The 16900-nt window shown below is 42.6% G+C and carries 7 protein-coding genes; all 7 read right to left on the bottom strand.

Annotated elements, in window-relative coordinates; all coding sequences use genetic code 11:
- Positions 1-398 precede the first annotated feature (398 nt).
- The 7 genes from ACSQ8P_RS11565 to ACSQ8P_RS11535 all read right to left on the bottom strand — a co-directional run bounded on the left by ACSQ8P_RS11565 (position 399) and on the right by ACSQ8P_RS11535 (position 16889).
- Positions 399-7361, bottom strand: coding sequence for a GH32 C-terminal domain-containing protein (locus ACSQ8P_RS11565; protein WP_436235302.1), 6963 nt, complete (start codon positions 7359-7361; stop codon positions 399-401).
- Positions 7362-7543: 182 nt separating this feature from the next.
- Positions 7544-9322: a sensor histidine kinase gene (locus ACSQ8P_RS11560; protein ID WP_436235301.1), complete on the bottom strand. Its 1779-nt coding sequence runs from the start codon at positions 9320-9322 to the stop codon at positions 7544-7546.
- A 12-nt stretch (positions 9323-9334) separates the two neighbouring features.
- On the bottom strand, positions 9335-10939 hold the full coding sequence (locus tag ACSQ8P_RS11555) for a response regulator (RefSeq protein ID WP_436235300.1): 1605 nt from the start codon (positions 10937-10939) through the stop codon (positions 9335-9337).
- 38 nt (positions 10940-10977) lie between these two features.
- On the bottom strand, positions 10978-11985 hold the full coding sequence (locus ACSQ8P_RS11550) for a substrate-binding domain-containing protein (protein ID WP_436235299.1): 1008 nt from the start codon (positions 11983-11985) through the stop codon (positions 10978-10980).
- A gap of 193 nt (positions 11986-12178) precedes the next feature.
- A complete protein-coding gene (locus tag ACSQ8P_RS11545) occupies positions 12179-13654 on the bottom strand; it encodes a glycoside hydrolase family 32 protein (protein WP_436235298.1) in 1476 nt (491 codons plus the stop codon).
- Entirely contained in the window at positions 13641-14609 is a 969-nt protein-coding gene (locus ACSQ8P_RS11540) for a carbohydrate kinase family protein (protein ID WP_436235297.1), read from the bottom strand. The genes ACSQ8P_RS11545 and ACSQ8P_RS11540 overlap by 14 nt, the downstream gene beginning before the upstream one ends.
- A gap of 36 nt (positions 14610-14645) precedes the next feature.
- The gene (locus ACSQ8P_RS11535; RefSeq protein WP_436235296.1) at positions 14646-16889 is read right to left on the bottom strand and encodes a GH32 C-terminal domain-containing protein; all 2244 of its coding nucleotides are present in this window, start codon (positions 16887-16889) and stop codon (positions 14646-14648) included.
- Between the last annotated feature and the right edge of the window lie 11 nt (positions 16890-16900).

Below are 16900 nucleotides of genomic sequence, written 5' to 3'. Positions count from 1 at the left end.
CCTTTTATTTTCTGATGGTTAGTACAGCAATTCATTATTTTAACTTCTCTCCACTTGCTATTTTTTTCACGACATGATATCACCCCCTTAACAGATTATTGATGACAATTCGCCAAAACGAAAAAAAACAACCTTTGGCTCCGAATGAAACAAGAATAAGTCTGTTCCCGTAACGTTGCCACATGTTGTCATGTTGTTGATTTGCCTTGCACTCCCTAAAAGAGTGGATTGTTGTTTTTTCACCTTAATCATACCTGTGATAAATACAAAAAATAATAGAAGATTTTCTTACAACAGTTGAAATTTTCCCACTAAACAAAATAGCCCTAGCCTGTTATGACAGGCTAGGGCTATTCTGTTACTTCTCTTCACACCAACACTATTCGTCTTGGCTACGATTATTCCTGTATCAATAATCGGTAAAGGACTACAGCCGTCTCAGCTCTCGTCGTATGATCGAGTGGATGAATCTTCCCGTTGTTTCCTTCAATAATATGGGATTTCACAAGAGAAGAAACACTGTCAATGGCATATGACGAAATATCATTACTATCCTGGAATACAGTCAAATCCGATTTTGCACCTTTGGCTGTATCGCGTTTCGCTGCAGCCATCGCTCTATTCAGCATAACTATCATATCTTGCCTTGTAATGGAAGCATTCGGGTTAAAATGACTCCCATCTATGCCAGTGGTAATGCCTAACTTTTTGGCGATGCTGACCGCTTCATAATAATAATCGTCAAAGTTAACATCATCAAAGCTGGAATCCGCTTGGGCCGTTAATTCAAGTGCGCGTACAAGCAGCAGAATAAAGTCTGCCCTTGTAATATCCTCTTGCGGAGCAAATGCTGTCTCTGTTGTGCCTTGAATAATGCCTTTGGATGCAAGGAGTTCGACCTGCTTTTTAGCCCAAGCATAATCATTAAGATCATCGAAGGACTTATTCACGTAAGCAATTGCATAATAGCTGAAATGGATCGTTTTAAAGATCATTTCACCTGTTGCTTTATTAAATTTGGCATTCGGAACAGGCACGATGCTGCCGGATGGATCCAGATACCAGACAACTAAATGATCTGCATTGTTCATTTCTTCTGCTGTAGGCGTGTATTTGATAGCTACCTGTACCGGAGCATCCGCATTACGCCATGGAATAACTTTACCATTCAAAGTGGCAATTAATTCAAGAATTGGTCTTGCTCCGATTTCTGATTGTTTGCCGTTACCAGCTGCATCACGATCAACAAGGGTCATACTTACTACAATGTTGTCATTCTCATTGAACACGCCTTCGGTAAACATCTGACTCGATAAAGTCATGGTGCCTATTGGACTACGAATTTCAAATTGCCGATTAGCATGATTACTCGATATGAACGCAGATGGTATCTCGATGCTATACCCTTTAACATCATCCGCTTTGCCCAATTCGATTGTAATTTTTTTGGTGCCTTTCGCGTCAACCCTTGCGGCATCCAACGCTTTACTCAACGTCTCTTTCGAAACTTTACCTACAGCAATTTTATTAATTAAACTAGTCGGAACAACAAGTCGGCCCTGATTGTTTGGCGTTGTGCCCGCCCCTGTAGTTACTGGGGTTTCTGGTGTAGGGTCTGAATGAGTTTCATTTGATTGTAAAACCGTGACAGAAGCTGTTGTCACATGTCCTTTATACGCAGCTGTAATCAAGGTTTGACCTGGTCGCTTTCCGTACACTATGCCGGCAGCAGTCACAATGGCTACAGAAGGATCAGAGCTTTTGAAGACGGCTTGGTCCGTAACAATTTGTTTGCTTGTCAGATCGCCATATCCATATACCGTTAATGGCATACCCTGCAAACCTCCATACACGATTCCCGTTACAGAGTTGCTTGTATCTGGAATGGCACCGCCATATACCGCTTGGCTTACAGTTTGAGTCATTGGACTTAAAACAAGAGCCGATACAACGGTTGAGAGGGTACTATTCGTTTCAAGCGTGTAGCTTCTTTTATCCATTTGAAGCTTCTTGATCGACCTATCTGCCCAAATACTGTCAAACTGATAAATACTTAAAGAGTTGACGTTCACTTCCCCATTTTCAGCATAAAGCTCAAGGCCCTTACTGTTCGAATCAGGGAATATTTGATCTGTGAAAACTTTTCTCCCATCATTTGCAAACACTTCAAGGGTATCCTCATCTACGAAGATATGAAGTTTAATTTTGTTATTTTCCGGAATAAGAGGAGCTTCTTGTCGGACAGGGACAATATCACTTACATCAGGCCCTCCAGAATGCGTACGGTCCACAAACACTTTTTGACTTGACGTGTCATACCCGATCACTGTCTCCTGAGAGTTGGACTTACGAACTTTGAATCCAAATTCTGATGCATCCTGAATACCGAATTCCGCGACAATTTCCATTGTACTTCCATATACGGCTTGCAACACATTGTTATCCTGCCCAACTTGGAAATTAGTCCAATGCAGAACCGGCTTTCTTAATTCTTCCAACTGCTGCACCGGCTGCTGAATCAGACGAATTCCATCCGTTGTCGTCTTAAGCTCAACCGTACGCGGAATGCTCATTGCACCCCGCCAAGTACTTGTAGGCGTATTGCTCGCATATCTCCAGTTACTCATCCAGCCGAGCCATACGGGTCTTTCTAGCTCATCCCGAATATTGCTCCATGTTACTGCTGCATAGAAATCTGAACCATAGTCAATCCAATTGGATTGATCAGCAGTTGGCCGTTCATCAGGTGTAAAGGTTTTGCCATCGAACGTGCCGACAAAATACATCATACCTGATCCTTTGCCAGGAGGCTCTGGGTCAACATCTCTTCTGTTTCCGTTACCATCGCCGGTACTAATGATCATAACCCATTTCTTCTTGGTTGGATCTCCATCGACGGGTAATTCGATCAAATCAGGACATTCATAAATGCCGAAATGTGAGCCAAGACCGTCAGAACCAAATGAGTTTTCATAAGTCCATTCTTTTAAGTTGGGCGATGAATAAAACTCGATGTGATGACCTACCGCTAATAACATTATCCATTTGGAAGTAGCCTCATGCCAGAATACTTTAGGATCCCTAAAATCCGGTGCAGTTCCTTTAGGTTCCCTTAAATCCGCTGCAGCTTCTGGTAACAGGACAGGATTTCCTGTATATTTCGTCCAGGTTCTGCCATTATCCTTGCTGTAAGCGATACTCTGCACCTGCTTCGGTCCATTTTGCGTATAGAACGCTACCAGACCGGAGCCTTCTTCATTAAAAAATCCGGATGAGTTATGCGCATCTACTACAGCGCCGCCTGAGAATATGGCACCATGTTCATCAGGCGCTATTGCCGGTGGTAGTTCTTTCCAATGGGTAAGATCTGTACTTACCGCATGCCCCCAATGCATCTTATCGAAAGCAGGGGATGTGGAAGAAGGAGTATACTGGTAAAACAGATGGTATTCTCCATTATAATAGACCATACCGTTTGGATCATTCATCCAATTTTTTTCAGGTGTGTAATGGAACTGTGGTCTGTATGGTTCTGAATAGTTTTCACGCGGAATACTCAATTGAAAATCATCTACATTGATATAACCAAAAGCGCCTGAGGTCTTATTGTCCACGACTTTAAAATATACTTCTTCCCCTAGGTAAGCTGAAGCATCCCATGTAACATCCTGAAAGTTGTCTGAGTCCGATCCCGTGGCTCTAAACAGTTCCATATGATCAGAAGCTCTGACTAGGGCTACATGCAGCTGATCAGAATCCTTACCTCCAGCGACCAAGAAGCTCAGAATACCAGTCCCTGTCAATTGGAATACTTTGGATGACAATGTACCTGTCAAGGCAGGGTTATTCGCTTTATTCCCGTTCACATAATACGTTCCATAGTTTCCATTGCCAGGTAAATTTGAGACAGAATCTGCGAATGCATCACCTTCCAGTGTCCACCCAGACAAATCACCAGTTTCAAAATCAGAGTTTTCCAATTGTGAAACTGCATTCACCGTTACAAAGCGATCCAGGTTGAGATGTCCAAATCCGGCAGTTGTTTGGTCCACAATCCGGAAATAGAGTTCTTCCCCTGCATACGGGGTAGCGTCAAAAACATGCTCTGAATATTGCTCATCACTCATACCTGTAGACGTGTAAAGAATCTCGCCTGTTCGATCCCTTACAAGCGCAACATATAAGTTGTCAATATCCGAACCACCGCCCATCAGGAAAGTTAATCTTCCCGATGTAGGGATATTCTTATCGCCCAAAGCGATGAAATGGCTGGATTCCATAATTCCCTTTCTGCCGTCTCCACCGCCTTGAAACCCCCAGAGATGATACTGTCCACTGTGCTTAAATGGCTTTGTTCCCCAGAATTTATCCTGCGTAGTAATCGTATTATCGAATGCGTTACCCTCAACAACCTTCCAACCACGTAGGTCTCCGCTTTCAAAATCGCCATTCATAACTTCATGAGACACATAATAGTTGAAATCATCGACATTGAGATGACCCGTCGCCACATTGTCGACTATGGAGAAATAAAGCTCTTCGTTTATAAATTTCGAAGCGTCCCAACTGACGGTTTGATAACTGTGAGAGTTGTGACCTGTTGCTCTAAACAATTCTTTATGGTCGGATGCTCGAACTAATGATACATAAAGATGGTCAACGTCTATATCTCCGCTAATTTTAAAATTAACAGTCCCTGTCCCTGCCAGCCTGAATGTGCTGGATGTTAAAGTGCCTGTCGCTTCGTTATGTCCAACAACATGATAATTGCGCTGTTGCCCGTAGGCATTTCCCGAAGAATCATTGTCCTGATCAGAAACTGAAAATGCGTTTCCAACTACTGTCCATCCAGATAAATCTCCTTTTTCAAAATCTTCATTATTCATCACATAAGAAGGAGAACCTGTATTGCGAACATGGAAATCGTCGACATTCAAGTGTCCTGTTAGGCTATTATCCATAACTTTCAAAAACACCTTTTGCCCTAAGTAGGCTTTGGCATCCCAAACGATCCGTCGAAGAGATTCAGGACTTACCGCACCATTTGCCGGCGTCTCACTGAATAGAATTGAATTGTCTTCCGCCTTTACTAACGCAACGTAAAGATTATTCGGATCATGGTTTCCACTTAACATAAAGTTTATTTCACCGCTACCGCCAAGTTTAAAAACTGACGATTGAAGAGAGCCTGTTCTTGCATCCGCATTACCGGAACCGGTCCCGGCTAAGCCTTGAATATAGTAATTGCCTATTTGGTTGATTGGGTCTTCACCCGACATTGTCTCAGCGGAAACAGTTCCTGTAAAAGCATCACCTGCAGCTTGCCAGCCCTCTAAAGTGCCTGTTTCGAAGCTTGGATTCAAGATATCTGCCGGGTCGTTGTTGAATACATGAATATCGTCGAGGTTAACATGCTGCCATCCTCCGCCAGGTACGCTATCCACTGCTTTCAGATACACTTCCTCGCCTAAATATGCAGAAGCATCCCAAACAACTCGGTCATAGCCCTCAGAGCCTGCATGAGCTGTATGCGTGGATTTGATCAGTTCTTTCCCGTCTGAAGCGCGAACAAGTGCAACATACTCCGTTTGAGGGAAATTACCTCCACCTAACATGAAATTAATTTCGCCGTTCCCGCCAAGTACAAACGTGCTTGATTGGATACTGCCTTCCTTCCAATCATCACCCCAGAAATGATACTCACCGACTTTATTAATTGGGTCAGGATGCCAGTAATTTACTTCTGAAGTAACCCTACCAGGCGCCTCTCCGCTCGTAACCGTCCAACCCGTCAAGTCCCCGGTTTCAAAGTTAGGATTCACAATGTCATGAGGCAGATTATAAACTTGGACATCGTCAAGATTCACGTGCTGCCACCCGCCTGCTGCTATCTGGTCCACAAGCATTAAATAGACTTGCTCACCCAGGTAAGCCGAAGCATCCCAAGTCACTCTTGCATACGCCTCCGAATCTGCAAATTGTGTATTATTTGCTCTCATCAGTTCTGTATTGTCAGAAGCACGCATTAAAGCAACATACTGCGTATCAAGATTTCCGCCACCCATCATGAAATTAATTTCGCCAGTTCCACCAAGGACAAACATACTGGATTTGATTGATCCTTGCTTCATGTCATCGCCCCAAAAATGGAACTGACCTGTCTTATTAATCGGATTTTCATGCCAATATTTTACGGTTGGCGAAACTTGACCGGGCGCTTCTCCGGATACAACGGTCCATCCTGTTAAGTCGCCCGTTTCGAAGTCAGGGTTTACAATGTTATGAATGGTATTATATACGTGGAAATCATCAACATTGATGTGCCCTTGACCCAGATCAACAGCTTTCAAGTAAACCACTTCGCCAAGATGAGCCGAAGCATCCCAGATCACTCTTCTCATGGATTCTGGACCGTCACCTAGTGAAGAACCGGTTGCTCTATATAATTCTGTATCGTCGGACTCTCTGACTAGAGTGACATAAGTATGATCTATATCATTCGTTCCGCCGATAAGAAAGTTTACTTCACCTGTTCCTTCGAGCTTGAATGAGGTAGACTGCAGAGAACCTAACTTTGCTTCTGCACTTCCGGCATCACCGTTCAAGCCCGATACAAAGTACTTTCCTTTTTGATAATAAGAGGTTTGATCCTCACCATAAGTTACCGCGTTTGAGACTGAAAAAGCATCGCCCTTAGCGTTCCAACCACGCAAGTCTCCCGTTTCGAAGCTTGGATTGTCAATACTATTCGTTACATTATATACATGAAAATCGTCCACATTAATGTGCTGACTTGTGCTATTGTCCACAACTTCAATATAGAGATCTTCCCCTATGTAATCTTGAGCTTGCCAATTCACTCGCACATATCTTTCATATTGATCCGGCAATGCGAACCCAGCGCTTTTAAACAAGATTGTATGATCAGAAGCGCGAACGAGAGAGACATACAAATTGTCGATGTCATTGCCTCCGCCAACCAAGAAGTTAACCTCACCATTCCCGGAGAGCCTGAACGTACTCGATCTCAACGTACCTGTTCTTGGATCTGAGATGTTTACGTTGTTAGAATCTACTACCGCTGGATTCCATCCCCATGCATGGTAATTGCCGTTCAGTTTAAAAGGATGGTCACCCCAAAAATGCTGTGCAGTTGAGGGTAGATCGCTGAATGCATTCCCAGTTGTCGTCCAACCTGATAGATCGCCAGCTTCAAAATCAGGATTTTCAATTGTGACAGGATGTTGTAAAGCATTCGCGGCTGTTGATATTCCACTAAAAGCAACAACATTAGAAAATAACATAAAACTAGCTAAACCTAACGCAACATTACTTTTTAACTTTCGGGCGCTAATCGCCATTTCTGTAACCCCTTTCATAAAACCCCTAAATGAGTAGATATTTGTTTTTTCCTCGTCTTCATCATACATTCGATAAAAACTAAAAATAATAGAGAATTCTCTTGCAAGTGTTGAAATTTTTCTACTGAACAAAAAAGCCCTGGCCTGTTATGAAGAATCAGGCTAGGGCTATATATTTACTTCTATTCTATGACTGGCAGCCAAATATTGACGGTAGTTCCTTTCCCAAATTCACTCTCGAAATGCAGCCCATACAGATCGCCAAAATGGAGCTTGATTCTTTGATCCACATTTTGCACGCCGATACCACTACCTTTCGCAGACGTACGATCTTTATGGTAAATGTTTTGGATCTCCTCGGGAGACATTCCAATTCCATTATCGATGACCTGAAGAAGAATACGATCCCCCTTACGTATGCCAGTTATTTGAATATTACCTTTCCCCGCATTATTTCTTATTCCGTGATAAATGGCATTTTCTACTAGAGGCTGTAAAATAATCTTGATCAGCTTACAGGAAAGAATACTCTTATCCACATTGATTTCAAAATCCAATTTAGATTTGTACCGCATTTTCTGGATCGTCAAATAGTTCTTAATATGCTCGATTTCGTTAAAAATAGAAAGGAATTCTTGTCCTTTACTAATACTTAAACGGAATAACTTTGCTAAGGAAGCTGTCATAAGGATAACCTCTTTCGACTTTCCAGTCTCTGCCATCCATATAATTGAATCCAACGTATTATACAGAAAATGAGGATTAATTTGAGCTTGTAATACCTGCAACTCGCTCTTTCTTTTTAACTCCTGTTCCTTCACATTTTGCAGCATCAGTTCCTTGATCTCTGTCGTCATTCGATTAAATCGATTACTTAAGTGCCCGATTTCATTGGAGCTTTGAATATCAACCTGAATGTCGAAATTCCCCTTCTCTACCTCTTTCATCGAACTTTCAAGTTGTTTAATGGGCCTTGAAATACGTAAGGATAGAATAATAGAGAGCAAAACTACGATGATAAGAAATCCTATACCTCCAAAAAAAGTATACATTTGCAACTCATTCTTATTGGAGACTAATTCGTCCACATAAGTGACTCCGACAATTTTCCATCCGGTGCTTTGCGATGTTTTAATCGTGTACATCCGGCTATTTTTACCTTCTGAAGTCACAAAGCTGCTGCCAGGAGTACGCATAACTTCAGAGATCAATTCAATTTTCTGATTGTTGTTAATCATTTGCTGCTCAGGGTGATAAACAATGTTTCCATTTGCGTCCACAATGAAAACATATCCCCTATTTCCAAGTTTAATCTTATTGCAAATATCGTTGATGACACTATAGTTCAAGTCTACAAGCAGAACGCCAAGCTTTTCATTCCCGACATCACTACTCAGTTCACGACTTAAGGATATCACTGAATTATAGTCGTTAAGAATCATATTTTGTACATGTGAAGAAGAAATAACGACTTTCCCCTTCGCTTCAATTGCCTTCATATACCAGCTTTGCACCGTTGGATTTACTTGTGGATTTAGTTTAATATTTTCATTGTAAGGGATAATCTCCCCATTTGTACCAAATATAAGAATCGACGAAATATCCTTTCTTGTATTCAACACAGTATTCAATTGGAAGGATATTTTCTGTTTCAAGTCTTCCTTACCAATTGCACCAAGATATACTTGCTTCAAAAGGTACTCTTTAATATCATAATTGGAAAGAACCATTCGCGAAATATTGTCCATATAATTGATGTAACTATCTATATTCGAGCTTACTTGTCCCATAAGCTGATAGGTATAATCCCGTGAATTTTTTTTCACTGCATCTGTGGAAAGGTGATAAGACATCCATGCAATCACCGTAATTGTGACCACAATTAAGCATGAAAAAGCGACAGCAATGGTTGACTGGATACTTTTGAAATGAAAAAAGTGCTTGATTCGATTTCTTACCATTTTTACGCCCCTTTACACCATTCTGCGATACACAGTCGGGGTCATACCCGTCGCTTTTTTGAAAATTAAATTGAAATAATGGGGGTCAACATAGCCTATACGATTTGCGATTTCATAAGTCTTCAAATCCGTACATTTAAGTAATTCTTTCGCCTTTTCTACACGAATCCGAGTAAGATAACTTATGAATGTTTCTCCAGTATGGTTTTTAAAAATAAGACTAAAGTAACTTGTGCTTAGAACCAGATACTTACAAACCATATCCATGGAAATTTTCGCATCCGCATAATTTTCCTTTATATATTCTTCAGCCTTTAAAGCTTGCATCTTACAAAAGTTGTTTCTTGTTTCGAGGATGGAACCTGTGGTTTGCAAACAATAATTTTTCAGCCAATCTTCAACTTCATCAAGTGTTTTTAACCCGTAAATTTCGGTCAATGGATTGGAAGATGTGCTATGAAGTGTTTCCCGAATCTCAAGCTCATCCAAAACATCCAAAATCGAGACGATTATTTGCTGTATGTGAATATAACAACGATCCATTGGCAGATAGGATTCCTTAAGATTTTCAATAATTTTCTCAATGATCAATTCTATCTCTTGCTGAGTTCCTGACTTTAAGGTAGTATAGAGCTTCCTTTCCCAATGTTTATCGTAAGGAGTTCTCTCACTCATTCCCCCTTCCATATCGCCAAAATGTATGATCCGATTCTTTCCAAGAAAAAAGCGATAATCAAGAGCAAATGAAGCCCTTTTATGAGAATGATGAATTTTATTTAGAGAAGAGCAAATATCTCCCACACCAATAGACACTGTAAACTTCAGATAATCTCGTACCGATAGGTTGATCTCTTCGAAAATTAGAGCTGCTTCTTCACGGAGTATTTCCACATTCTCGTCATAAAGGATCACAATTGTTTTTTCATTATTGTTTTGGAACACGAGTCCGTTCTTTTTTCTTGTAATAATTTCTCCACTAATGTTACACACTGCAAAATAAAGCAGTTCACTCTCGCTTTCGGGATAAAATCTTTGCAGTTCCCCATGATCATCTACATCAATCACTGCGACTAAATAATGGCTTCCCGGTAAATCAATATCCAAATAGGCAAGCTTATCCTCAAGCTTGCTTTCACGTAGTTCTCCTGTAACCAACTGATTCAAGAACCGCTCTCTAACGAGAGGCAAACTCTCTCTTAGCTGCTGCTTAAGCTTGCTTAAATCCTCCACTTTACGATTCTCATCATCAAGATCCGCCTTTACTTTGGAGAGGATTTGACATAATTCATCTGCTGTATTCGGCTTTAAGATATAATCATGCACCTTCAGCTTCAATGCTTGCTGAGCATATTCAAATTCATCGTAACCCGTAAGAATAATTATTTTTGTCTGCGGATAATGTTCATAGAGATAGCGTGACACTTCTAAACCATCCATCAACGGCATGTTAATATCCGTTAAAACCACATCAGGTTGAATCTGTTCTAGGGCCTGGAGCACCTCACGACCATTTTCAAAGTCGCCAACCACCTCAAATCCCAACTCATTCCAGTTTAAACTATCTCGTATTCCTTCCCTAACGTTATCTTCATCATCCGCAATGATAATCTTATACATACATTTCACCACTATGCTTTCGAATTTGATAAAGAATATTACCAACCTTTGTAGGTTTCCACATTATCTTGAGTAATCAAGTCAACAGGAATTTTAATTAACGATTCTACCTTTTCACCTTTTAGAACTTTAAAGCCTTCATCCATTGCCAATTTAATCATTTCAAACGGATACTGTGCTGAGGTTGCAACGAAGCTTTTCTTTTCTTTAAGCGCACTAACGGCATCTGGCGCTCCATCTACACCAACAATAAACATTTCTTTGTCGCGACCTGCTTGTTCAACAGCAATTTTAGCACCAACTCCAGAAGGATCATTCGTTGCAAATACAACGTCAATCTTTCCTTTTCCTTTGACTTGTAAAATGGTTTCCATCAATGTAACCGATGTTTCACGGTTGCCAAACCCATTCTGTTTAGCAACTACCCTAATTCCTGGAGTCGCTTTAATTGCTTCTTCAAATCCATTGATACGATCTGTTACAGCAGATACAGGAGGACCATCAATGACAACAACATTTCCTTTTCCATTTAAACGCTTAACAATATATTCCCCAGCTAATTTTCCAGCAAGAAAGTTATCTGAGCTTACAACCGTGTTCACACCTCCATCTGCACCTACGTCAACTGCAATGACGGGGATACCCGCAGCTCTAGCTTGGCTAACAGCACCCGCTATACCTTTGGAATCTACAGCATTTAGAAGAATTACACTTACTTTTTTTGTAATAAAATCCTCGATTTGAGCTGTTTGCTTAGCCAAATCACCTTCTGCACTTACTATGATTACATCAGCACCATGCAGCATAGCACCTGCAGTAGCACCTTTGGACATCGCGACGAAGAATGGATTACTTAAATTTTGTAAAGTAAATCCTACCACTACTTCTTGCTCTTTTTTTGCCGGTACTGCTTTTTCTGTTACTAAAGGTGCAAACGTTTCTTCAGATGTTTCTGAAGGTACCGTTATTTTACTTGAAGAGCATGCGGTAAGTGTAACCCAAGCAACGGCAATTAATATAAACGATACTACTTTAATACTTTTCATAATAGACTATCCCCTATAATCATTTACCTTCAATTTTAACTGCCAGTTAAAAAATAATAAAGGACGATGCTAAGTTTTCTAAGACTCTGATTGAGAAAAACTACTATCGAAGTACTTCGTAAACAAAACCCCCTTTCATCCGTAAGGGGGTTCTTGCAATCTTATCCGCAGCACTTTCTTCTCATAAAAAATACTAATCAAGCAATATGGAATTAAGTGTGTAAATCGTTAACGATTTCACTCTAACAGTACCGTCTTTCGCGTACAATTTTATTTCTGCTAGTGTTGATAATGGGAAAATTTGATCTGTCACGACACACTTCCCATCATTTGCAAAAACTTCAATGGACGATCGGTCTACGAAAATATGCATTTTAATAATGCCATTCTCCGGTTTCAATACAACACTGTGCTTGCACGCAAAATGTTCATGAAAATCGGTAACTCCAGATCGACTTCGATCCATATACAGCAATTGCTCCTGAACGCCATAGCTTACAACCGTTTCTTCTGTCTCGGAGGACCTTAGCTTCAAGCCAAAATCTAAGGCATCGCCAATTTCAAATTCAGCAATAATTTCAAATAAATCGCCGTCAGTTATTGTTATTTCGGAATTGCTCAGCTCGAATGCTGCCCGATTTACTTTATTCCGCCTCTTAGCCTCCAGCTCGCGGATCGGCTTCTGATGGAGTCGGACTCCCTCTGATTCTGTCGCAAGTGTTAGCTCTCTAGGAAGCGTCATCGCCCCTCTCCAATTGGCAGTTGGAATGATGTTGGCATATTTCCAATTGTTCATCCACCCGATAAACAGACGCCTTCCCTGCTGTTCAGGCACATCTGACCATGTTACGCCTGCGTAGTTGTCTCTCCCGTGATCCAGCCAAAGTAGAGGAGCAGGACATTCCTCAGGAACAAAAGTGACCCCATTAAAAGCCCCAATAAAATACTGCGTACGGGATCCTTCAGGGAAGTTAACATCTTCTCCAATACTAACAATAAGCACCCATCTCGTGTTGTTGACGTCATTGTCGACAGGCAACTCGAATAAATCCGGACACTCCCAAACGCCGTCATGCGAGCCTTGCCCTAATCCAAATTGACCCGTATATGTCCATTCTTTCAAATTCGGTGATTTGTAGAATCGAACGTAGTCACCCGCAGCAATGACCATTACCCAGCTTTGCCCAGGTACGTACCAAAATACTTTGGGATCACGGAAATCAGGAAGAGCTTCCTCCGTAAGTACAGGGTTATTTGCATATTTTGTCCATGTGCGCCCGCGATCCATACTGAACGCAAGACTCTGTCTTTGCCTAATTTGATCCGTCCCTGGTATCGTATCATGATGCGTGAAAATAGCGACAAGACCCGATTTTCCGGCAAAAAATCCGCTCGTATCATGCTTATCTACCACTGCGCTTCCTGAAAAAATAGCGCCATGTTCATCAGGAGCAAGCGCGATAGGAAGATGCTCCCAATGAACCAGATCCTGACTGACAGCGTGACCCCAATGCATAGGTCCCCAAACTGTACTTTCGGGGTGGTATTGATAGAAAAGATGATACTCCCCCTCATAAAACACCATCCCATTCGGATCATTCATCCACTGATCTTTCGGTGAGAAATGAAGCTGCGGTCGGAATTGTGTTTGATTGTTAGCTGTTATCATGAATCTTAGTCACCTTTCGTATCTCGTCTAGACTTGGAATCGCCGGAATGGCACCTCTTCGGGTCGTGGTTAAGGCACCTGCTGCATTGGCGAAGCTGATCAAGCCCTGAATGTCAGATTCGCTCATGGTGTGAACGTCATGATTTGCATCCAGCCATCCGTGAAGAAAACCGCCAAAAAACGCGTCGCCCGCACCTGTAGCATCTATGGCATCTACTGCATATCCACGAACGATTCCCGTTCTTTGACCCAAGCGGTAGAAAGCTCCTTTTTCTGCTAGTGTTATTAAGATGACCGAAGTACCAAAGGTCTCATATAGCATGCGTGATCCCTCTTCAAGATCCGTAACACCCGTTAGGAATACGAGCTCTTCTTCGGATAATTTCACGAAGTCAGCATAAGCCAACCCAAACTCCATCATACGTTTGGCGTGTTCCAAATCGTCCCAAAGCGGAATTCGCAAATTAGGGTCAAACGATATCTTGCAGCCATTTTCCTTAGCGAAAAGGAGTGCTTTCTTTGTCGCGGAAGCTGAGGGTTCATTCGTCATAGACAACGAACCAAAGTGAAACAACTTTGAATCCGCGATTAAATCCAAGCGTACTTCATCTTCTGCTAGCAGGGTATCAGCTCCTGGTTTACGATAAAAGCTAAAGGAGCGGTCGCCACTTGCATCTAATTGAACAAAAGCCAGCGTCGTATTTGCTTCCTTGCTCATTACTACGCCCTGCGTATGAATACCGCAATTTTCTAGCGTATCCACTAGAAACTGTCCGTGATTGTCAGCTCCTACTTTACTGATGAAGCCAGTCCGTTTGCCCCACTTGGCTAATGCAGCCAGCACATTGGCTGGCGCGCCTCCTGGATTGCGTTCAAATAAAACATATCCTAAATCTGACTGCCCAGCTGGTGTGAAGTCGATTAACACCTCACCTAATGCAACGATATCATACATCGCTCTCTCTACCTCCCGATATGCTCTTCCTTTTTTCTACACCGACACTTGAAATGCCGGTTTGATCTCCCACATTTGCATGGATATGATTTGAATGTCTCGCTCCCCATGCAAAAGTAAACCTAGCGCGTCCAACCTAGATGGGTAGGCGCGTGTCGTTAAGCATTTTTGCCCGTTAGCGTAAGCCTCGATCAATGAACGATCAACAAACACCCGCAAATTCAGTGGTTCTCCATGGAGTTCAAGCAAACCCTCTTGAATGCCTGTCGTTCGTTCACGCACATCTAACGTTGATTTATTACGATCCACGCCAAGCCGCTCGCGATCCTGATCATAGAATAGAACCGTCTCCTCTTCCCCATCCGGTGTTCGTCTGACCGAAATTCCATATTGGTGCACGGCTCCTGGACCAAAGGTTAGCTCGATCTCAAATGAATCATTCCGTATGTGCTGCAAGCACTCATTAGCTACATCTAACCTAACATTTTGTAAGTTCAGAAGCTGCGCGCCCCGGAGTTGACGCATCTCCTCGATAGGTTCAATCCCGAGCTGCCCATCCTCCCGCACAGTCAAACTGATCGGCATGCCGGCACCGTGCGACCAACCACAATCGTAATCGATTTCTGGTGTTCGCTCACCTTGAGCAATCGTAAACAGCAGCGATCTTCCTGTTACAGGATCAACCATGCCGCTTGGGCCAGTGAAATGGAAATCACCTACATCAATGAGCCTTGGTTCTTCATGATCCGGGATAAAGCGGAAACGGCTGCTATCCCACTCTCCCATCCAATAATTCACTTCTACTTTAGCTTCTGGCCCCCATGGGCTTATTAGCAAAATATGTTTACCTGTTTCCTGGCCACCACGCTTTAACGGCAGCAGTACAGGAAGCTCCCATACAACCCCAAGGTAGGGGTATTGCTCGTAATTGCTTACATACAGGGGACCTTCTAACTCCCAATCGGTTAAGTTCTCTGAGCGGTAGACCATCGCGGTACCGCCTTTCCCCTCAATTCCCGTACCGACGAGCATAATCCATGTATCATTTTCTTTCCAAACAAAGGGATCCCGGAATTCACCAAAGTATCCCATTCCGGGCTTCTGAACAACAATTGGCTCAGAATGTTTCACCCATTTTTTCAAATCTAGATCCCCATCCTGCGGATAAGTCGTATAAGCCAGACCTACCGATTGATTTGGAGAACAAGCGTAATTCCCTGCTGTATAAAATAAGGCCGGATATCCATTTTCATCATACGCCGCACTGCCTGACCAGATCCCGTCCGGATCAATACCGGGCTCTGGCGCTAAAGCAACCGGAAGATCTCGCCAATGAACCAAATCCTCGCTCACCCAATGTCCCCAATGGATATAATGCCAGAAAGGGCCATTCGGATTGAACTGGTAGAACAAGTGATAGAGCCCATTGAAATAAATAGGCGCATGCGGTTCATTCATCCAATGACCCGGTGAAGTCAAATGGTACTGCGGACGATGCCGATCCTGGGCAAAGTTAGCTCTATGAATGGCCAGATGTTCGTAAGGAATAGCTGGTACAACCCCGCCGTGTTCGCTTAAATAAGCCCGGTATGATCTTGCGATATCCTCCTCAGACATCGCAAGATCATAGAGACGAAGCTCATCCATCAATCCGTCGAACATATTCATAGTAAAGGCTTCTGCTAAGATAATCCCCTTATTATTTCGTCCTATCAACAAATCTTCCGTACTTGCAGTAATCCCGATATCCTTCTTTGAAAGCTGCTTTTCGGCAACCTTACAACCATTTAAATATAGCTTCATAAGACCTGTTAAAGCTTCGTACGTAGCAGAGACAAATGACCACGCTCCCTTAGGGATCGGGTGATCATAGCACCAGACCTCCACCCACTCTTCGCCTAACGCAAGCTGGAGTGACCAAGACCCATGACGGGATAATCCAAATACATAACCCTCGCAGCGTTCTCTGTCATGTTGATTCACGATCGCTGCTAGGCGCTGCTCATCTCCGAAGTCATAGCTGCGTGGAGCTATCCAAGTGGTAATCGTCAACGATTTCGACAACCTTGGACTTTGGTCTACTGAGCGCTGCAGCCATGTTGAATAACCATCAAATAACAGGGCATACCCGCGAATGCCTTTCCGCCAAACCGGATCTTGCGGAGGCTGAAACCGGCCTTTGGCAAGCGCATAATGAATTTGATCCTTACTACTCGTACTTCGTTCATGCGCTATACACCCCTGCCCCTCATCGAAGGACCAATAGGCAATAGGTTCCATGGTTGGATACC

It is taken from the genome of Paenibacillus sp. LjRoot153 (assembly GCF_964253085.1).
Taxonomy (GTDB): Bacteria; Bacillota; Bacilli; order Paenibacillales; family NBRC-103111; genus Paenibacillus_E.
Note: the sequence above shows the minus strand (reverse complement) of the source record. Positions and strands in the feature narration are given on the sequence as shown.